At 59.3% G+C, this 17,578-nt stretch carries 25 protein-coding genes; 10 read left to right on the forward strand and 15 right to left on the reverse strand.

Features of this window, described 5'->3' with window-relative positions; translation table 11 throughout:
- Window positions 1–376 precede the first annotated feature (376 nt).
- Window positions 377–724, reverse strand: a complete 348-nt coding sequence (locus QCM77_RS43345) for a hypothetical protein (RefSeq protein WP_280096834.1) — start codon at window positions 722–724, stop codon at window positions 377–379.
- Between the two features lie 326 nt (window positions 725–1,050).
- On the opposite strand from QCM77_RS43345, the gene QCM77_RS43350 reads away from it, so the two are divergent.
- The 3 genes from QCM77_RS43350 (at window position 1,051) to QCM77_RS43360 (ending at window position 3,620) form a co-directional block, all read left to right on the forward strand.
- Window positions 1,051–2,247, forward strand: coding sequence for a Fic family protein (locus tag QCM77_RS43350; protein ID WP_280096835.1), 1,197 nt, complete (start codon window positions 1,051–1,053; stop codon window positions 2,245–2,247).
- 226 nt (window positions 2,248–2,473) lie between these two features.
- Window positions 2,474–2,662 carry a hypothetical protein gene (locus QCM77_RS43355; protein WP_280096836.1) on the forward strand — a complete coding sequence of 63 codons (189 nt, stop codon included), beginning with the start codon at window positions 2,474–2,476 and terminating at the stop codon, window positions 2,660–2,662.
- 556 nt (window positions 2,663–3,218) lie between these two features.
- Window positions 3,219–3,620 carry a hypothetical protein gene (locus tag QCM77_RS43360; RefSeq protein ID WP_280096837.1) on the forward strand — a complete coding sequence of 134 codons (402 nt, stop codon included), beginning with the start codon at window positions 3,219–3,221 and terminating at the stop codon, window positions 3,618–3,620.
- Window positions 3,621–3,872: 252 nt separating this feature from the next.
- Here QCM77_RS43360 and QCM77_RS43365 read toward each other — a convergent pair whose 3' ends face one another.
- From QCM77_RS43365 to QCM77_RS43405, 9 genes are all read right to left on the reverse strand, one after another.
- Window positions 3,873–4,136, reverse strand: a complete 264-nt coding sequence (locus tag QCM77_RS43365) for a hypothetical protein (protein WP_280096838.1) — start codon at window positions 4,134–4,136, stop codon at window positions 3,873–3,875.
- Between the two features lie 118 nt (window positions 4,137–4,254).
- Window positions 4,255–4,488, reverse strand: coding sequence for a hypothetical protein (locus QCM77_RS43370; protein ID WP_280096839.1), 234 nt, complete (start codon window positions 4,486–4,488; stop codon window positions 4,255–4,257).
- 92 nt (window positions 4,489–4,580) lie between these two features.
- The gene (locus QCM77_RS43375; RefSeq protein WP_280096840.1) at window positions 4,581–4,847 is read right to left on the reverse strand and encodes a hypothetical protein; all 267 of its coding nucleotides are present in this window, start codon (window positions 4,845–4,847) and stop codon (window positions 4,581–4,583) included.
- Complete coding sequence (locus tag QCM77_RS43380) at window positions 4,844–5,500, reverse strand: T6SS phospholipase effector Tle1-like catalytic domain-containing protein (RefSeq protein ID WP_280096841.1); 657 nt, start codon at window positions 5,498–5,500, stop codon at window positions 4,844–4,846. Before QCM77_RS43380 ends, QCM77_RS43375 begins: the two co-directional genes overlap by 4 nt.
- On the reverse strand, window positions 5,449–5,727 hold the full coding sequence (locus QCM77_RS43385; protein ID WP_280096842.1) for a hypothetical protein: 279 nt from the start codon (window positions 5,725–5,727) through the stop codon (window positions 5,449–5,451). The genes QCM77_RS43380 and QCM77_RS43385 overlap by 52 nt, the downstream gene beginning before the upstream one ends.
- A gap of 461 nt (window positions 5,728–6,188) precedes the next feature.
- Window positions 6,189–6,542, reverse strand: coding sequence for a hypothetical protein (locus tag QCM77_RS43390; protein WP_280096843.1), 354 nt, complete (start codon window positions 6,540–6,542; stop codon window positions 6,189–6,191).
- A gap of 10 nt (window positions 6,543–6,552) precedes the next feature.
- Window positions 6,553–6,816, reverse strand: a complete 264-nt coding sequence (locus QCM77_RS43395) for a hypothetical protein (protein WP_280096844.1) — start codon at window positions 6,814–6,816, stop codon at window positions 6,553–6,555.
- Between the two features lie 145 nt (window positions 6,817–6,961).
- Window positions 6,962–7,255, reverse strand: coding sequence for a hypothetical protein (locus QCM77_RS43400; protein ID WP_280096845.1), 294 nt, complete (start codon window positions 7,253–7,255; stop codon window positions 6,962–6,964).
- A gap of 658 nt (window positions 7,256–7,913) precedes the next feature.
- Entirely contained in the window at window positions 7,914–8,324 is a 411-nt protein-coding gene (locus QCM77_RS43405) for a hypothetical protein (protein ID WP_280096846.1), read from the reverse strand.
- A gap of 211 nt (window positions 8,325–8,535) precedes the next feature.
- Between QCM77_RS43405 and QCM77_RS43410 the strand changes: the two genes are divergently transcribed.
- The 3 genes from QCM77_RS43410 to QCM77_RS43420 all read left to right on the forward strand — a co-directional run bounded on the left by QCM77_RS43410 (window position 8,536) and on the right by QCM77_RS43420 (window position 9,888).
- Window positions 8,536–9,345 carry a hypothetical protein gene (locus tag QCM77_RS43410; RefSeq protein WP_280096847.1) on the forward strand — a complete coding sequence of 270 codons (810 nt, stop codon included), beginning with the start codon at window positions 8,536–8,538 and terminating at the stop codon, window positions 9,343–9,345.
- Window positions 9,342–9,596 carry a hypothetical protein gene (locus QCM77_RS43415; RefSeq protein WP_347882443.1) on the forward strand — a complete coding sequence of 85 codons (255 nt, stop codon included), beginning with the start codon at window positions 9,342–9,344 and terminating at the stop codon, window positions 9,594–9,596. Before QCM77_RS43410 ends, QCM77_RS43415 begins: the two co-directional genes overlap by 4 nt.
- A 130-nt stretch (window positions 9,597–9,726) precedes the next feature.
- Window positions 9,727–9,888: a hypothetical protein gene (locus QCM77_RS43420; RefSeq protein WP_347882444.1), complete on the forward strand. Its 162-nt coding sequence runs from the start codon at window positions 9,727–9,729 to the stop codon at window positions 9,886–9,888.
- 9 nt (window positions 9,889–9,897) lie between these two features.
- Here QCM77_RS43420 and QCM77_RS43425 read toward each other — a convergent pair whose 3' ends face one another.
- The 4 genes from QCM77_RS43425 to QCM77_RS43440 all read right to left on the reverse strand — a co-directional run bounded on the left by QCM77_RS43425 (window position 9,898) and on the right by QCM77_RS43440 (window position 13,654).
- Window positions 9,898–10,815, reverse strand: a complete 918-nt coding sequence (locus tag QCM77_RS43425) for an ABC transporter permease (RefSeq protein WP_511337230.1) — start codon at window positions 10,813–10,815, stop codon at window positions 9,898–9,900.
- On the reverse strand, window positions 10,766–11,632 hold the full coding sequence (locus QCM77_RS43430) for an ABC transporter ATP-binding protein (RefSeq protein WP_280096849.1): 867 nt from the start codon (window positions 11,630–11,632) through the stop codon (window positions 10,766–10,768). The genes QCM77_RS43425 and QCM77_RS43430 overlap by 50 nt, the downstream gene beginning before the upstream one ends.
- Entirely contained in the window at window positions 11,629–12,636 is a 1,008-nt protein-coding gene (locus tag QCM77_RS43435; RefSeq protein ID WP_280096850.1) for an ABC transporter substrate-binding protein, read from the reverse strand. Before QCM77_RS43435 ends, QCM77_RS43430 begins: the two co-directional genes overlap by 4 nt.
- An 88-nt stretch (window positions 12,637–12,724) precedes the next feature.
- The gene (locus tag QCM77_RS43440; RefSeq protein WP_280096851.1) at window positions 12,725–13,654 is read right to left on the reverse strand and encodes a TauD/TfdA dioxygenase family protein; all 930 of its coding nucleotides are present in this window, start codon (window positions 13,652–13,654) and stop codon (window positions 12,725–12,727) included.
- Window positions 13,655–13,825: 171 nt separating this feature from the next.
- On the opposite strand from QCM77_RS43440, the gene QCM77_RS43445 reads away from it, so the two are divergent.
- From QCM77_RS43445 to QCM77_RS43460, 4 genes are all read left to right on the forward strand, one after another.
- Window positions 13,826–14,095 carry a hypothetical protein gene (locus tag QCM77_RS43445; RefSeq protein WP_280096852.1) on the forward strand — a complete coding sequence of 90 codons (270 nt, stop codon included), beginning with the start codon at window positions 13,826–13,828 and terminating at the stop codon, window positions 14,093–14,095.
- 129 nt (window positions 14,096–14,224) lie between these two features.
- Entirely contained in the window at window positions 14,225–15,568 is a 1,344-nt protein-coding gene (locus tag QCM77_RS43450) for an LLM class flavin-dependent oxidoreductase (protein ID WP_280096853.1), read from the forward strand.
- Window positions 15,569–15,717: 149 nt separating this feature from the next.
- Window positions 15,718–15,975: a BrnA antitoxin family protein gene (locus QCM77_RS43455; RefSeq protein WP_280096854.1), complete on the forward strand. Its 258-nt coding sequence runs from the start codon at window positions 15,718–15,720 to the stop codon at window positions 15,973–15,975.
- A gap of 145 nt (window positions 15,976–16,120) precedes the next feature.
- Window positions 16,121–16,468 (forward strand): hypothetical protein, encoded by a 348-nt coding sequence (locus QCM77_RS43460; RefSeq protein WP_280096855.1) that lies wholly within the window; start codon window positions 16,121–16,123, stop codon window positions 16,466–16,468.
- Window positions 16,469–16,475: 7 nt separating this feature from the next.
- Here QCM77_RS43460 and QCM77_RS43465 read toward each other — a convergent pair whose 3' ends face one another.
- Window positions 16,476–16,745: a DUF3551 domain-containing protein gene (locus tag QCM77_RS43465; protein ID WP_280096856.1), complete on the reverse strand. Its 270-nt coding sequence runs from the start codon at window positions 16,743–16,745 to the stop codon at window positions 16,476–16,478.
- Window positions 16,746–17,578 lie beyond the last annotated feature (833 nt).

Consider the following 17,578-nt stretch of genomic DNA (forward strand, 5'->3'; position numbering starts at 1 on the left):
GCTCGGCTTGCCTAGACAAAGCGGTTCCATCTTCGCCCATTGGGCGTCATTCAAAACGAATCGGTCCATCCCGAGCTTGAATCACAGCCGAGCTCAAATGAGAATCCTGAATCCCAACAGACCCTAGAGAACATTGTCTGGATCTTCGGTCGTGAGTTTAGAGCTTCGAAATGTGGGGGCATGCTCAATCTCCGTTGTTGCGCGTTCGAGCAGGGCTCTGAATTATGCGCAGTGCAACCAGAAATATGCCGGGAGTTTAGGCTCGGCATATCTGAAGACGAAATCGCAAGGTTCCGACGCCCGAAGCATCAAAATCCTGCAACCCCAAAACAGTCCACAAATGCGATTCTGGCTCAGTCGCTTGGGGCTCCTTCAATCAAAGCGTCTTGATCCCGATAACAACGACGTAGAGGATGATGAGGACGGTTTCGAGGCCGACAAGTTCTTCAAATGGAAGGGTCCGTTCCAATCTCTGCAACTCGGTTATGTTGAGCCGGGCCAACCCGGTTCCCGCCGACATGCCCTTTCGGCCGTCGGCGATATGCGTGATCACGCCGTCGCGAAAGCACGCCAGCACGACCAACGCGTTGCTACCGTAGGAAAAGCTCGGCACGGGTTCGGCGACGTACCGCGGGGCGTCGGGCCGGTTTTCTTCGGCGTAGTTCAGAATAATGTCACGCCGGCCCTCCGGAACGTAGAGCACGTATGCGGTTGCGGCAGGCATGAGAGATTTCAGCCGGAAGTTCGACGGGTGGCGCAATCCGCAAAGGTAAGTTCCATAGCACACGGTTGTAAGGGGAGCCCGCCACACTTGGGGGGCGGCAGCCCAAGATCCGCATTTGGCTCTGCGTTTAATGAGCAGGAATAAGACCACTTGCCCAAGGACGACCCTGGCTATGCGACGGGGCAACGCTTCAAGTTCCCCAAGACCAGAAAGGGAATGTCGTCGAATTTCCCTGCAATCGGGACTAACTCCGGACCCTTTACTGAAGTTTTTATAAACAACCTTTAATATGGATATATATCGGGCCTCCGTAGCCAAGGTTTTGCGTGAACCATAACCATCTCAGCCATGCCATCCGGGAGCGACTGAAAAGGCTCCCGCCGCCGTTCGACTCCCATTACGGGGTCGTTCCGCTGCCGCCGCCCGAGGAGGGGATTGCGGTTGGGCCGGTCCTCGCACGGCTGAAGGCGGCGGACGCGGCCCTTGTCAGGATTGAGACACTCGCGGCGGAACTCAAGGACCCCTACCTCATCAGCCGTATATTGCCCCGGCGTGAGGCCGTGAGCAGTTCGTCGATCGAAGGGACGAATAGTACACTCGACGAACTGCTGTCAGTTGAGGAAAGCGAAGATTCCCCGCAGGGCGAAGCCGCTGTGCAAGTGCGCGACTACGCACTCGCGCTCGATGATTTTCTGCCGCGCGCGCGTAAAGAAAAGCTGGAGCTATTCACGACCTCCGTGGTTCAGGATTTGCATCGCGCCGTCATGCGTGGCGATGCCGATTATAAGGACAAACCCGGCGATTTCCGGGAGGGGGTGGTGTGGATCGGCGGCAGAGGCGACATTGCGTATTCGACTTACAATCCAACGCCTCCCCCCGATATCGCGGCCTGCCTCGAAGAGACCATGAAATACATGCGCTGCGAGGGGATGCAGGCGATGTACCAGAGCTTCATCGTTCGGATGTCGGTAGCGCACGCGCATTTCGAGGCGGTCCACCCATTCCGCGACGGCAACGGCCGCGTTGGACGTCTGCTGCTGCCGCTGATGATGGCGGCGGAGGGAATGATGCCGATATATCTCTCTCCCTACATCGAGGCCCGTAAAACTGCCTATTACGATTCCCTCAAGGCGGCGCAGCAACGCCTGGAATGGCATGAAGCGGTTGGGTTCATGGCGGATGCAGTGGTCGGCACAACCGACGAGCTGCTCAGGACGCGCGAGGCCTTGGCCACACTTGGCGCTATGTGGCGCGAGCGTCGGAAATTCCGGCAGGGCTCTGCCAGCCTTCGCGCGCTCGATGTATTACCCCATTATCCAGTTCTAACCGTGAAGCGCCTGGCTAAGCTTCTCGACATCACCGTGCAGGCAGCTTCCCAAGCAGTGGAGCAGCTTGTCGAGCGCGAGATTCTCGTGGAGCGGACCGGCTATGCCCGCAACCGCGTATTCACTGCGCCTGATGCGCTGTCGATTATCAACCGCCCGTTCGGCGAAGACCCGATTCTTCCCAGCCCACCTTCATGACGATTATCAGTCCATTATAATCTGATGGTTCGCTCATGCCGGCAGTGTCGCACAAACGTTCGCATGGTATTGTCCACTTACCATTGCTGAGCCAGGGCGATCATGAGCGATTTCTCGAATTTCCGCGCCGTCTATAACGAGCTGACCGACGCTGCAACAAGCGCAAAGCATGGTACGGGGAGTGCAAGGAGACGATTGGGTCCATGGTCGGGAGCGGCACGCTCACATGGCCGAAGGACAAGACCGACAGACTGGCCATGCACATCGCCTGCTCCGGGCGCTCAGCAATGGCGAGCTGGATATGTATGATTTCTGTCCCGCCTTCCTGTACACGGCCAACGATTACGATACTCATGTCCATGACATATCCCGGCAACTCTTCCTGCCGACGACGCGCGAGCTGATGGCCCGCTGATTTTTGCGGCATTCAGGGAACAGACTGCTTATCTGATCGACGTGATGAGCCACCGCGACTGGACGAACGAGCACCTGATACAAGTCATCGTGAGATCCTGGCCAAATGCCGGTTGGTGTTCGAATTGAAAGGAATCATTCCGTCCAAGCAAAATTGGACAGCCGGGGAAAGAGCCCGGCTCCGCGGAGCCGGATTATCGACAACTGTAACAATTGACGGCCGCTCGTTTATGCCAAGCTCCGGGGGTTTCTACCGCCGGCACTTCAACCCGAGCGTCCCTGACCGCTATGCGCATCCTTCGAACACGGGAACAATTTGAAGAGAAGCTAAATGCGAACCCCGAGGAAGTAGTCAACTTCATTCGCCAACATGGCGGCAACTTTCGGGGTGACACAGCATTTGAATTTTCGTTTTTAATCAGGGCTTCGGCGTAATCGAAACCACCGGCGGTTTTCCGATTTTGCTTGGCTAAAGTTCTCGCCGAGGAGATGGAGCCGAGACTATGAGGCCTAGGTTTCGATATCGCGTTTGGAGACCGCGTCCGGAGTTCCGGAAGGTGACCCCTGACATCGAACGACTGGACTTGACGCATGCGATCGTTGAAGACCTTGACGGCAGTCCGGATCATCCGATGGATGCCGACGTGTTGAGCGTGGTGCTCAGCAATCATCGCCATGTCGAGGAAGTTGCCGTTGGGTTGAACTTGGAAGAGGACGACATCATCGTCTGCAACGGACAGGCCTTCAGGGTCCGCTGGCCGTTTGATGTTGAGAGGATTGGGGTAGTCCGTTGGGTGGGATGGGAGAGAAGCCAGTCGGAGAAACGACAGAGCGACCGTACATCACGGAGGGTAAATGGGCTCCTCAACCGCTATCGCCGTTCGCCAAAATGCCCTTCCAACATCCAGAACCTTGCCCTCGGCGATCTATACCTTGCGCTGTTGTGGCTTGCTGGCTAGACCTCAACGAGTGGGCGAGCCGGCAGAAGTCGACATAGCGGTCCGCAATGCTCTTTCCGAGCAATTGCCGGATCAGGGCCGCCGTATTCTGCCGCTCTGTCGGCGGCAATCTCCATCGCAAGGCATTTTTTCTGCGGTTGATGAAAGAATTCATTGCCCGCCGCGCCAGCACACGCGGCGTTAACCGACAGCGTTAGATGCCTGCAGACCTTTCACCGACAGGGTCCCGCCAAGGTTTGCCGCAGAACCGATTCAAGCTCCCGCGCCCCTGTCATCAGTTTCGCTTTCGCAATCGATGAAAGCGAGGTTGAAATTAGGTTGTTTGTTTTCATCGGTTTCGCCGGCAATCCTGAATGTTCCAACTCCGCCGACTCCGAACGATGTCTCCCGTAACGGGGTCTGGTCATAAGAGCTGAAGGCATCTATGCTTGCGCACGAACTGGCGGCATAGGCCGCGCTGCACCCGAACATTCCGAAAGACGGACCTACAAGCGCATTGCGGAAAAAAATCATCACCAGCTCGGCTCGCTGAAATGGCCGAGTTGCGGTCCGGCTCAAGGTAGATCGACTGGCCAATGACGTACTGCTGCCGCGATTGGGCCACAAGGCATAGAGAGCGTGCGACGGGTGGCGTTCATGAGTCGAGCTGACGGTTCTCCGCCGAATGCCAGTCCGCTCCGTGGAGGCGGATCATCTCCCGACGGGACCGCTCGATGAAGACGCGCTCAACGCAAAAACCGGCGGTGACTGAAGCCGCCAGTGCAAGGCCGCAGATGATATAGTCATTCATGAAATTCCAAAATATGTTGCAGCCGGCGACTCCTACAAAAGTAAGTGCCATGATCGTATTGCGAAATGCCTTAACCATGTTGCCCCCAGTCGCTCGGCGAAGGACTTTTAGCATTGGACCACGACGATTAGCAGCGTTTGACCCTTGTGATGCGCCGTCTTTCTGCTCGATCAGCTTGGGCCCGGCCGCGCTGTCGAGCGCCGCGGACTCCCCGTTGCCCGGCGCAGCTCATCGATCGAGCCCGGCGTCGACGCGATCCACAGCATCTGGGCGTGTCGCACGATGATCCCCTCTATCGCTTCAGGCGCCAGCACCTTGGCGTACAATCCTGAGCCGAACGACTCATAGGAGTCAGCAATCGGCGCCTTGAGAACATCTCCATCCAGATCGACCTCCGATCGGAACGAAAGCCCCTGAGATTCCGCCTTCTTCATCATCCAGCGCAGCGGAGCCTGAGCAAGACGATCCGCCTGATAGCCGCCCCAACATTCGCGTGGGCACCTACAAACCAGCGCTGCTCAACGCCGGAGAGCGGGCGCGGTTGCGCAATGACTGCGTTTGGATCTTTCGGGTGGCAAACGTCCCACAGCGTCGGAGCGAAGTCGCAGCGGTGCTCGTCGATGACAAGCGCGTGATAGCCGTTTAGGATGTGGATGCGTAGACCCGTTTGCAGATAATCAAACTGAGAACGGCTAATGCCCGGAATATTTCCCGCGGCCACGCCGACGGATCCAACGGCATGCCAAACGCCAACAACTTTCATTTTCGCCGGCTGGGAATATTTGAGCAGCCACTGTTCCTGCTCGGTCAACTTGCTGGCATCTCCGGACGCTTCCTTCTTCAACGTCCAAATGCTTTTCTCGTCTCCCTTCTTATACCGATCAAACAATTCGGTCACGCCGATGGGTGAACCGGCTTTGAGGATGCCATCTATGGCGATCAACCCGGCCAGGCTACTGGCTGTAAACGCGCCACGGCTGAAGCCGAAAATGAAGATTTCATCTCCGTCGTTGTAGTTCTCGATGAGCCACTCGTAAGCTAGGCGGATGTTCTCATCGAGTCGCTGGCCGCCTTGCTTTTCGCGGCGCAAAGCGCGCGCATGCGCCAGACATTCGTATTGCTATTGATGCTATTCCAGGTGCCATCGAGAAAAACCGCGAGGCGCTTCTGCTGCTGCTCTGCGCCGACGAAATTCGGCTGATTTCCACTTTTCTCGGAAGGACGCCTAATAATCACCCCAATCCAGACTATGGCCACGATCGCAAGCAAGAGGCCGATCGAGTGTGCAATCCGCTCGACCGATCGCAGAACCTTCATGACGTAGCTCCCGATTGCGTGACATTGGCCGACTGAAGAGAGAATCGGTGACTTTGCCGGGAGAATAAGCCGTGTGCTGATTCGGTGCACGTCGCGCACTTACGTGATGACGCACGATAACTGCGCCAGAGCGCGCTTGCGGGTCGAATTCACGCGCGGAGCTGGAGAACGGAAACTAACACCGCGGAGAGGCCGAGGCGCTGGACCGGAAGCGTGACTCAACTTTGTGATCCGAGGCGTGCCGCCTCGGCAAGGCAATTGGAGGAAAGCTTGCCCGCGCGAAACCGACCTAAGGCGTGCGATCTGCAGTCATTCCGGCGACGGGGGCTGCATAACGCCGCGACGGTCTCGTTAACGTGGCTGCACAAAGGGCAAGCGAGGCGTGCAACGGCCTCTGCCAGCGGCTTCCCGAGGATCAACACGCCATGGTGCCGGTTGCCGCTGTAGTCCTCGGTGCTGACCTAGGCACACAGGACCCGCGCCAACACGACCGCACCGGCACCGGTTTTCGGCTCGATGGCCGCAACCTCGCGGGCAAGGTCATCAATCGCCCGATAGGCCGAATAGAGCGCCTCTTGGGCGTCTCGCAGTCCTGATCGCTCGATGGCCGCCGCCCGGTCGCCGTCATATCGTTCGGCTGCCGCGATGATTCGCTTAACCTGTTTGCCGAAGCCCGTCCGGCCGTCGCAGCGTATCTGCCCGTCCTTGATGAGTTTCCTCAACCCGGTCGAGTGGATGATCATCGTCGGCCGCGCCGGCCGCGCCTTGCCGTCCGCATCAACGACAACCCCACTCGATAGTGGCGTGTCGTCCACGTCCCGCACCTCATAGGCAGCCGCCCCAGAAGTGGGAGTGGCAGACGATCTCCTCCGGCACGTCCGGCACGAGCGACCTCGCCAAGTCCTTGGCCGCCGCCAGCTTGGGTTGCGCCGCTGTGAAGGCGTCGACCAGCCCATCGAGGCGCCGGTCGGCATCGAGCAGCGCGGGATGCTCTTCAGGAGCCGCAAGGGCGGCTGTCAGGGGGATGGCCGCTGCGACGCTGGCGCCGGCCAGTACCGCCGCAGCGCGGAAGGAAGCCTCTGCGGGCAATTATTACGGGGCTGCTCATGCCGTGACCCCTTCATGATCGGATTGCTCTTCGACGTCATAGCCGGCCCTTGGAGCCCAGCAGGGCAAGTACACCGCGGCTCCGGATTCGGCCTCGTGCGAGCCCAGAGATGGCTCAACGCTTCCGTCATCCTCGAGGTCGGGGGTCGCCGTCGAGCTGATCAAGCGTGTCGATCGCGTCGCGAACGAGATCCCGCAATCCCCAAACGTACTCGCCAGAGCCCAGCGGCTGCTCCAAAACGGTCGAAATTTGATTGGCCACCCGTTCGGTGGCATTCGCCAGTCGGATGATGGCATGTTGCCACGGCGCGGCGTCTGGCGCTTCTAATGCCCGAGCTGGCTTGTGACCGACATGTTGGGAAATCGCACCAGCGCGGCACGCTCGCAAAGCTGTGATATTCTCAGAATCAACCTGAGCCATGACTAACCTCATAGTTTGGGCCAGGCCCGTCACGGTTGTTCGAGCAATCGCGGCAGGCCGCTTGTTATTCAAGCGAAATTAGCGTAGTACGTTTATCGTGCCCCAGTCAAAAAACGTAGTACGTAAACGCCCGGGCCGTCCGGCCACTGGCCAGGATCCTGTGACGGCGATTCGCCTCTCCGCTGAAATGCGAGAGAGCGTTGACGCTTGGGCAGCTAGACAATCGGACACTCCCCGTCGGTCCGAAGCCATCCGCCGGCTTGTTGAGATCGGTCTGAAGATCAAGAAATGAGAGAAGCGTTATCCCTGTCCGTTTTCGCGGTTGAGGTCGACCGGCGTCCTGTTTTTGCATTTGCTTCGAGAACCCATGCGGCAGCAGAAGCCATCTTTAACGGCTAGGAATTGCGCACGAAACTCTCGGCCCTCAAGTCTGGCGGAGCCCCTCTGTGTGACGATTACGGGATCATGCGCTTGCGCCTAGCGCGGCCTGCGGAAAGAGAGATCTATGAGGACCAGCGCTTTGGACGAATCCATCACAATGAGTTCTACGGCGCCTTCTTGGTCGAGCTGGATCGGGACGCGGGCAGTCTAGATCACGTCCTGGACGAATTGATCGACCTCGGAAACCCGGAAGGCTCAGATTGAAAACGTAAAAGTCCTAACTTCTCTTTCGTCCCTTTATTGGGATGATTCGCGCGGGCCCCATTGGTCGCCTCACGGCAGGATCAACTTGCGGATCGTTCTCAGGAGCCGGCCCTCCCTCGACGAAGGGAATCCATTCGACCTCCTCGAATCCATAAGCGATTGACCACCAGCGCTCACTCAGTGACGCTCCTCCCCATAGGAATTCTTCGACCGGTGACTCGTCATCTTCCGGGTCGCCTCTATCGAGCGGCACAGGCTTAGCGGGGCTTTCCCACATGATCCCGCCATCAGGCAGCTCGGTGTACTCGCAGTATGGTACGTCGGTGCACTCGTCGACGGCCAACTCGAGATCGATCTCGTCGTCAGCAGTGAAAATCCCGACGAGGTCTTTGTTCTTGATGAGCCGAACGAGAAAGGCGGGCATATACCGAGCGCTCCGTGTGGCTGGCTTAACCTGCCGCAGAAGCGCCAGCTACGCCAAGGTAAATTCGGCTCTAGGAATTTGGTTGACTTTGTTGCCCTGCGGCTTGCGCTCCCGCTTTGGTTGCGCTTGGATGGAAGCGCTGCCGATTGCATGCCCTAGCGGTATGCTCCCGCAGGTTTGATTAGATTGCCCAGAATCGCTGGAAGGCGAGATGCCTCAATTAGTTTTGAATCGAAATGCTATCAGACAACCAGTTCAAATAGCTGTGGTTCGCTCCACAGAAATGGTCGACTTCGCATTCGCTGCCATGGCAGGCACTGACCTGTCAAAGGCCCCGCAAGGGACGAACTTTATTAATTTCAAGGCGCCTGAGCTAAGCGCCGGCGAACGGAAAGCCGCCTATGAAGCTTGGATCTTGGCGCGCGGCTTCCACGACGTAGTACGCGGAGCGAAAGAAAGGCTCGAGCAGGCCTATGTCTATCTTGGACTGCTGGATAAGCAGCCGGAAACACAAGAACAGATCGACAGCCTCACGGCCCGTCTCAAATTAAAAGCTCAACATGCGGGATTTGAAGACTTGTTAGCGGCAGCCAACAAGCGGTTGATCGTGCCGCTTGAATTCCCTTCCGCATTACTATCGCTTCAGCAGGCCCGCAATTGCCTTGAGCACCGCGGCGGCATCGTCGGTGCTGAAGACTGTAAGGGTGCGCAGACATTCAAACTGAGTTTCCCCCGAATTAAGATCTTCTACATCCGCGACGGCGGCGAAGTCGAAGTTGGTGCCGGCTCCATTATCGAGCCTGACGAAGGACAGACACACGCGGCAATAATGATTCGACTTGAGTTACAAACTAGGGAGTTTGCAGTTGGTGATCGGCTCTCGTTTTCGGCTGCCGAATTTAACTCGATTGCATTCGCCGTCATGCAGATGGGGGAGCACATTGCCAATCGCTTGCCCCCTGTGGCGGGCGATGACGCCCCTCCAGCAGCCGGAGCGCGCCCAATAGAGACAGCAAAATGATGCAGTCGACACCGAATGCACTCACAAAGTTGAATGTCGCAAGGCATCAGCTTGGCACCGCTCTCGACCTGTTTATCAAGGATCGCGATCCCGTCGCGGTGCAATGTCTGGCTTGTGGCGGCGGTGAATTGATTGAGGCGATAGCTGCTTCGGAGCGCGTACGTGTCAAATTGAGCTGGATCGGCATCGATATGGACCCCGGCGCCGGCATCGGCTCCGGCTTCTTCACCGATTACGCACCGGGGTCGTGATCGGCCATTATCGAGGGATAATTGTCTTCATCTATCAGGCGGTCACCCTCGAGGCGCGACTTTCCGACGGACGACAAGGGCAAGGTGATCAGGGGGCGACACCCGCCACCCGATCCTAGACGACGGCGTCGTGATCTACGTCGGCGAGACGATCCTTGGCCGAATCACGATCGGCCGAATCACGATCGGCCGCGGATCGACCATCGGCGGCAATGTCTGGCTGATCCGTGACGTGCCGCCGACCAGCATGGTGAGGCAGGCCACCGCGCGGAACGTTCCGAGCGGCGCCTGATCCCAAATCTCATGCCGTCACTGGCGCTTTCCACCGCATGAAGCGCCGCTCCAGTGCCTCCACAATGGCATTGAACGCCAGCCCGATGACGGTGATGCTGAGAATGCCGAAATACATCTGCGGAATCAGGAAGCTGTACTGGCTGTTGATGATGAGGTAGCCGAGGCCGGCCTTGGCGCCGACCATTTCGGACGCCACCAGCACCAGCATGGCTGACGCGCTGGCGAGGCGTATCCCGACAAAGATGGTGGGAAGTGCTGCCGGCAGGATCACCTTGCGGAATAACTGCTGCGGGGTCGCCCCCATGGTGCGCGCCGACTTGATCAGCAGCGGATCGACCTGCTTCACCGCGGCAACGGTGTTGAGCAGGAGTGGCCAGGCGCAGCTATAGATTACCATCGTGATCTTCGACAGCTCGCCGATTCCGAGCAACAGGATGAACACCGGCAGCAGCGCAAGCGGCGCCGTGTTGCGGCAGATCTCGATGAACTGGTTCACGAGATTGCCAAGTCGCGCATACCAACCGACGGCCACGCCGAGCGGAACGATCAACGCGACCGAAATCAGAAATCCGCTCAAAGCGCGCAGCAAGCTGGCGGACACGTCATCGTAGAGCTCGCCGCTTTGCACAAGCTGCCAGCCCGCAGCGATGACCTCCGAGAAGGGTGGCAGGAACACGGGATCGATCAGCCCGAGCCTCGGAACCGCCTCCCACGCAGCCAACAGGGCAATCAACAGCAATGAGCGGTGCCCGAAGGCAGCCAGCCCGCGGGCCGCGGCTCGGATCCGGTCCAGCACCGGCGATGCCGGGCGTTCCACGCTGGTGAGCGGCTCTCGGCGCCAGCGCGCAACCTCCAGCAATGTCAACATTTCGAGACTAGACATGAGCAACCTCTTCCACTTTGCGGGCGGCACGCTGCGTGCCAATGGCGCCGGCCAACTGTCCCTGCTGGGCTTTCAAGACTTCCTCGCGCAACAGACTCCAAACGTCGTGACGCACGCGGCCGAACTCGGGCAGCGAACGTACGTCGTCATCGTCGCTGCGGAGCACATCCGGAATGTCGAACACCTGCTTGATCCGGCCCGGGCGCGAGGTCATCACTGCCACCCGCTGGCCGAGCACGATGGCCTCGTCGATACCGTGGGTGATGAAGACGATCGTCTTGCCGGTCGCGCGCCAGATCCGCAGCAGCTCACCCTGCAGCGTCTCGCGCGTCTGGGCGTCGAGCGCGGCGAACGGCTCGTCCATCAGCAGCACCTCGGGATCATAGGCGAGGCTTCGCGCGATCGCGACACGCTGCTTCATGCCGCCGGAGAGCTCATGAGGATAGCGGTCGGCAAAGCCGGAGAGCCCAACCAGGTCGAGGAAACGCCGCGCGATGTCGCGCCGCTGCTTGGGCTTGAGCCCTGCGATATCGAGACCGAACTCGACATTCTGTTCGGCGGTGCGCCAAGGAAACAGCGCATACTGCTGGAACACGATGCCGCGGTCGCGACCAGGTCCTGCAATCGGCCGGCCCTCGAGCAGAATCCGGCCGCTGGTCGGCAGCGAGAGCCCGCCCAGCAGATCGAGCAAGGTGGATTTCCCGCAGCCGCTTGGGCCAACCAGGGCGAGGAATTCGCCGGAGCGAACATCCAGCGTGATGTCCTCCAGAGCGGTGAAATGGCGGCCTGGTCCGCCGCCCTCGCCGCGCACGACGAACTCCTTGCGGACATGCTCGAAACGGATCTTCACATTGGTCATCGGGCCTCCGCCGTCCTTCCGGGACGGAAATAGTTGAACGCATTGGTGTAGGTGTCCGAAGCCTTGACCTGACCCGGCTTGAACAGGCCGTCCTTCACGAGCCAGTCGATCCACACCTGGATTTCGCTGTCCGAGATCACGCCGCCCTTGGACGCAACGCCCGTGCTCTTCCAGTACTTAATCAAGGAGACATCCTCATTGCGCTTGCGCTCAGCGATGATCTTGTCGAACCGGGCCCTGACCTCTTCCGGAGGTGTGGTCTGCGCCCATTGGATCGCCTGCGAAATCCCCTCCACCAGCTTGCGCGAGGCATTGGGATTATCCTTGATGAATTTGTCCCGCAGTACATAGGCACCGCCGGTGAACTGGCCGAACAGATCGGTGTCATTAAAAAGCGAACGGATGCCGCCGCGCTCAAGCGCCTTGTCCCGCAAGACGCCGCTCAACGCGCTCACTTCGACCTGGCCCTGGCGCAACGCTTGCTCGCCGCTGACTGGCGGGATCGCCACCAACGTGACCTGCCTGGCCTCACCAGCGCTGAGGCCGGACCTAGCCAGATATTCGCGGAGCACGAATTCCAAATGTGCGCCCAGCGTGTTGACCGCCACCTTCTTGCCAATCAGGTCACGCGCGGTCTTGATCGGGCTGTCATCCTTCACGAAGTAGCCATAATAGGTGTTGGCATCGGAGCCGTAGTAGCCGACCACCGCCTTGACCGGGGCCTTCGCCGCGATCAACTTGAGGATCGCCCCATAGAACGCGCCGCCGATGTCGATATCGCCGGTGACGACGGTCTGGATGTCCTGCGGCCCGCTGATGGTGTTGCCGACCCATTTGAGCTTGAGCGGCGCGAGATAACCGAGGTCCTCGGCCAGCTCGATAAACGTCACTTGCCCGGCCGATCCCTGGTAGCAGATGTCGGTCTTCTCGAGCGGCGGCTCGGCGAATGCCGGAGCCGTGAGGCCGAGCGCCACGGCGCCGGCCAACAAAACCCGCAACGTCATGCGGGTGGCACGTCCCAAGCGGGCGCGCCCTGCGCGAAGCAATCGAAATATAGCGTTCATCATTGTGACTCTCGTGAGCTAATCCGTATCAAGCGGCTTTGGCGGTCTGGGGCTTGGATGTCTTGACGCGCGTCACGCTGCGGCGACCGTCGACGCTGAGCGGTACATCGCCATCGATGGTGGCGCGGCGCACAACGCGGTGCTGGTCGCCATAGTCGTTGACCGCGTAATGTTGCGTGGCGCGATTGTCCCAGATCGCAACGTCGCCGGCCTCCCAGCTCCAGCGCACGGTGTTTTCCGGCGCCGTGATATGCGACTGGAACAGGTCGAACAGCTTCTGGCCGTCGTATTTCGGCAGGCCGACGAAGCGCTGCACGAAATTTCCAAGCACGAGCGTGCGCTCGCCGGTCTCGGGATGGACGCGCACCACCGGATGCTCGGTCTCATAGATCGTTGCGGTGAACACCTCGTCGAAGTGCTTCTTGTCCGCCTCGGTTGCCTGCGTCTTCACGGCATAGTCATAGGCGTTGCTGTGCACGGCCCACAGCTCGTCAGCGAGCTTGCGTAGCGGCGCCGGCAGATCGAGATAAGCTGCCGCCGTGTTCGACCAGACGGTATCGCCGCCGTAGGGCGGAATCACCACGCCGCGCAGCACCGAGATTTTCGGATAGGCGTCGACGAACGTGACGTCGGTATGCCATTGGTCGGCGCGGCCACCGCCGCGGCCAGAATCCAGTTCCAGGATCGACGACGTGCCCTTGATCGCGCCGACCGTCGGATGGGGCACCAGCTTGCCGAGCCTGATGGCAAAGCGCTCCTGCTCCGCATCGTCCAGATGTCCCTGGTCCCGGAAGAAGATGACCTTCTGCTCGAGCAGCACCTGATTGATGGCACGGATGGTCTCGTCCGAAAGATCGCCCGACAGTTTGATGTTCCTGATCTCGGCGCCGAGCCTGGCCGCACGCTTGACGATGTCGGCGCGCGGAATGACGTTATCGATTGTTGTCGTGTTGCTCATGGTCGTGCTCTCGTCACTGCGATCCCCTGGACAAAGCTCCGCCATGCGCCGGTCGCGGAAACGACGGCGGAGATAAATGAAATCATTTCAGGCTAGGGGCCCTACTCGGCCGCAACGTGCTCCGGCAGACGGCCCGAGCCGGGACATCGGTCACTGCGATCGGATTGGAGCATGATGAAACGACCTCGCGTTGAGGCCTTGAATGGTACGAGCGATCGATCGTCAGTCAATGAAACGAAACCAGCTTTGTTTTCGGCGATAGGCAACGAACGCTTCGCCGTCGATGCTGACACTGAAAGATTCGTAATGATGACTGCCCGCCCGGTCGCAAGAAGAGCGCAATTTGACGCGACGCAACGCACCTTTCTTCTCGTCCAGAGACGCGATAAAATCGTTACAACCACCGCCGTTTCTCGTCGTGACGACTTCCCTCGTCTTTGATTGGCGTTCTGCTCGCAAGCTTCGTGCTTGCATCCAACTAAACAATGCAAATTCATTTCATCGACATCAACGTGACTGCAGACGTCGAGTCTCGTTTGCTACAGCTCCCAATGCACGCGGATCTCACAAATGAGCCAACGACGGCAGCTTTCCCTCAACTTCTTCATCTATCCAGACGGCCATCACGAGGCGGCCTGGCGCCACCGGAGTTCGGAAGTTAATCGCATCCTCGACGTCACCTACTATCAGGAGCTGGCGCAGCGCGCTGAAGCGCACAAATTTGACGCGGTCTTCTTCGCCGATGGTCCGGCGCTGGCGGACAATGTCCGCTATGCGCAGCGGCTTCGGCTCGAGCCGATCACCCTGCTCACCGCGATCGCCTCCGCCACCCACCGGATCGGCCTGATTGCCACGGCATCGACGACCTACACCGAGCCCTACAACTTGGCGCGGCTGTTCGCCTCACTGGATCACATCAGTAGCGGCCGGGCCGGCTGGAACATCGTGACAACGAGCACGCCGCAGGCCGCGCAGAACTTTGGCTTGCCAGAGCATCCTCCGCATCATGAACGCTACGAGCGGGCGCGGGAGTATCTCGACGTCATTACGCGGCTTTGGGACAGCTGGGAAGACGACGCGCTCGTCAACGACCCCAGATCGGGTGTTTTCGCCGACACCGGCAAGATCCACGCAATCAATCACATCGGAAAGCATTTCCGCGTGCGTGGGCCGCTCAACATCTCAAGGACGCCGCAGGGACGACCGGTCTATGTCCAGGCCGGCTCTTCCGACGACGGACGTGCCTTTGCGGCGCGTTTCGCCGAGGCGATCTTCACCGCGCATCAGACACTAGCGACCGCCCAGGAATTCTATGCCGACATCAAGCGTCAGGCGCGCGCCTTCGACCGCAGTCCCGATCAGATCAAGATTTTGCCCGGCATCAGTCCCTTCATCGCCAGCACGCAGATCGAGGCCGATCGGCTGCAGGACGAGTTCAACGAGCTGATCCAGCCCGAGTATTCGCTGAGCCAGGTGCGCCAGATGATCGGTCTCGACCTCTCCGGGTTTGACCTCGATGGCCCCTTTCCTCGTCATCTGATCGATACCGAGGGCGCCCGCGGGGTGGCCAGCCGATTCAAGCTGGTCATCGACATCGTTGATCGCGAGAAGCCGACGATTCGCCAGCTCGTGCAGCGCCTGGCTGGCGCCCGCGGCCATTGGGTGATTGCCGGACCGCCGGAGAAGATCGCCGACAGCATTCAGAGCTGGTTCGAGAATGGCGCGGCCGACGGTTTCAACGTCATGCCGCCCTGGCTGCCCGGCGGCTTCGACATCTTCGCCGAGCAGGTCGTGCCCATTCTGCGCAAGCGCGGCCTGTTCCGTCACGACTACACGGGCACAACGCTGCGCGATCATTACGGCCTGAGGCGGCCGGCGAGCCTCTTCTCCAATTTGGTTCGGGCGATTGCATAGGTCGCCTGGCAGAGATGGTTTGATCCAATCGATCGTGCGACGAAAACGGGGGGATCGCCGGAAGGCAAGACTGACTGGAGGCGTGTTGATGCGCCGACCGACGAGGAGATCGAAGCGGCGATCAAGAATGATCCGACTGGCAGGAGTTCATGGACGTCGATTGGTCGGATGCCGTGCTCCTGATTCCGCCGAAGAAGAAGGCGATTTCCATTCGCGTCGATGAGGACGTGCTCGAGTTCTTCAAGCGCGAGGGCGAAGGCTATCAGCGCCGTCAACGCGGTGCTGCGGTCCTATATGCAGCAGAAGACGAAGCCGAAGAAGCGCGCGTGACGTGCGACACTGTAGGACCGTCCCTCGACAGCTGCTTCGCCCCGTTTGACGTACAAGCTTTGATCGCGGCTACTTGATTTCGATGCGACTGTAACGCCGGCGCGCCTCCCCCTTGCGACCACGTATGCCAAGTCATTCCACAATAGCATCCGGAAGAGGCGCTGCTACCCAATCGCGCACCGGTATCGTCTACGCGCAAGGTGTGGCGGCACTCTCCGCGAGGTGTTCGAGGATGCGGAACAGACTAGTAGGACAAAGACGGCTGCCGATTTCACGCCCATGATCTTTTTCGACCCGGACGGCTTCTGGGAACACGACGCCGAGCTCGACCGCGGCAGTGCAACGAGACGCGGATTGAACGTTTTGCAGCTCATCCAGAAAGTGTTCCGTTATGGGCGCAAGGACACTGCGTCTGCGCTCGGCAAGGTCCGGTTCACCACGGACTTTGCGGAGATCGATGCCGTCCTTCGCGCGCGCGCCAATCGCACAGCACAATCTGGCGTTTGCGCTGAATCCCTCGCGAGCTCCTCCGCTATTGCGCCGACAGCACTGTGCTACGATACCGCGTGACTGCCGCTCAGTATCGGTCCCGATTGGCGCCGCGCCGCTGGCGCGCGAACGCATACTGGGGATTGACCCCGCAATAGGCGTTAGTACCGCTCGCGGTGGCCATGCATTGGGCGTAGCTGGAGAATTGGCAATTGCCGGGATAGCCCCATATGCGCCCTTGCAAGCAGTAGCTATCCGGCCCTGCAAGCGCAGGCGAAAAATCATAGGTCTGAGCCGAGGCTTGCCCTGCTGCCAAAACCATACTCATCATCAGAATAGTCAAAGCTACAGTGCGCATTGGAACCTCCTCGAAGTCGACACAACGCTAGTGCACTTAAGCAGGAGGCAATACTGATCCAAGTCAATTCACGTTCTCGCTCACAAACCTACGCAGGTGGTGGTCCCGAATAGGTTAACCGTAGAGGATATGCGCGCGCAGTATCACGCGTGACCGGAGATGGCCTTCATCGCTTGGGACGGATAAAACTCGGCTGCGCTCGCGCTTTTCATTTTCAATTTGACCATCCCAATTGCGGCTTCGCCAGCGCGCCTCAGTTGGGACCTCAATCATTTCAAGCCGACGGTCTCATGTCGGCGTTTGGTCCATCCTGTCATTGCGCTGCGGCAGTTAGCCCCGGCTTTTCTAACCAATTGCCACTACGTTCGTTCATCAACGCATCCATGCCATTGCGGTGCAGCCAAAGAAGCCCTCGGGCAAGTTGCCGTAAGTCGTTGCGGTCCGCGCCAATAGGTAACCTTCTTGCACGACGGAGAGCGTCGGCAGCCTGCCGCTCCAATGATGATAGCTTGCGTTCCATCTGCTGCCCGGCAAATCGATATTTGGCCCTTGGCGAACGCTTATCTAGCTCACTTTAAATGTCAGCATTGTGAAATAGCCCACAATTCAGCCGCCGGCTTGCGCGCCGAGCACTGTCACTCATTTCTATACCAAATTGGTTGGCTTCGGCCCGAGGACGAGCCCTCCACGGGTGCTGGCCTAGCTTAAGAGCCGGTCCCGATTGTCTGAACAAAAATTCCGCGTCGATAAGTGGAGACTCTGCCGGTGTTAGGCCGCCGCGCGGAGCGGAGGAAGATCGAAGTAGGCTTGATCCGGGGTGCGGTCGTCAAGGC

It is taken from the genome of Bradyrhizobium nivariense (assembly GCF_029846695.2).
GTDB lineage: Bacteria > Pseudomonadota > Alphaproteobacteria > Rhizobiales > Xanthobacteraceae > Bradyrhizobium.

Coding starts and splice junctions, on each gene's coding strand:
- QCM77_RS43345 (WP_280096834.1), bottom strand. CDS start 724: ATGCCTGCCGCAACCGCATACGTGCTCTACGTTCCGGAGGGCCGGCGT.
- QCM77_RS43355 (WP_280096836.1), top strand. CDS start 2,474: ATGGCCGAAGGACAAGACCGACAGACTGGCCATGCACATCGCCTGCTC.
- QCM77_RS43370 (WP_280096839.1), bottom strand. CDS start 4,488: ATGGTTAAGGCATTTCGCAATACGATCATGGCACTTACTTTTGTAGGA.
- QCM77_RS43375 (WP_280096840.1), bottom strand. CDS start 4,847: ATGATGAAGAAGGCGGAATCTCAGGGGCTTTCGTTCCGATCGGAGGTC.
- QCM77_RS43385 (WP_280096842.1), bottom strand. CDS start 5,727: ATGAAGGTTCTGCGATCGGTCGAGCGGATTGCACACTCGATCGGCCTC.
- QCM77_RS43400 (WP_280096845.1), bottom strand. CDS start 7,255: ATGGCTCAGGTTGATTCTGAGAATATCACAGCTTTGCGAGCGTGCCGC.
- QCM77_RS43405 (WP_280096846.1), bottom strand. CDS start 8,324: ATGCCCGCCTTTCTCGTTCGGCTCATCAAGAACAAAGACCTCGTCGGG.
- QCM77_RS43410 (WP_280096847.1), top strand. CDS start 8,536: ATGCCTCAATTAGTTTTGAATCGAAATGCTATCAGACAACCAGTTCAA.
- QCM77_RS43415 (WP_347882443.1), top strand. CDS start 9,342: ATGATGCAGTCGACACCGAATGCACTCACAAAGTTGAATGTCGCAAGG.
- QCM77_RS43430 (WP_280096849.1), bottom strand. CDS start 11,632: ATGACCAATGTGAAGATCCGTTTCGAGCATGTCCGCAAGGAGTTCGTC.
- QCM77_RS43435 (WP_280096850.1), bottom strand. CDS start 12,636: ATGACGTTGCGGGTTTTGTTGGCCGGCGCCGTGGCGCTCGGCCTCACG.
- QCM77_RS43440 (WP_280096851.1), bottom strand. CDS start 13,654: ATGAGCAACACGACAACAATCGATAACGTCATTCCGCGCGCCGACATC.
- QCM77_RS43445 (WP_280096852.1), top strand. CDS start 13,826: ATGATGAAACGACCTCGCGTTGAGGCCTTGAATGGTACGAGCGATCGA.
- QCM77_RS43450 (WP_280096853.1), top strand. CDS start 14,225: ATGAGCCAACGACGGCAGCTTTCCCTCAACTTCTTCATCTATCCAGAC.
- QCM77_RS43455 (WP_280096854.1), top strand. CDS start 15,718: ATGGACGTCGATTGGTCGGATGCCGTGCTCCTGATTCCGCCGAAGAAG.
- QCM77_RS43465 (WP_280096856.1), bottom strand. CDS start 16,745: ATGCGCACTGTAGCTTTGACTATTCTGATGATGAGTATGGTTTTGGCA.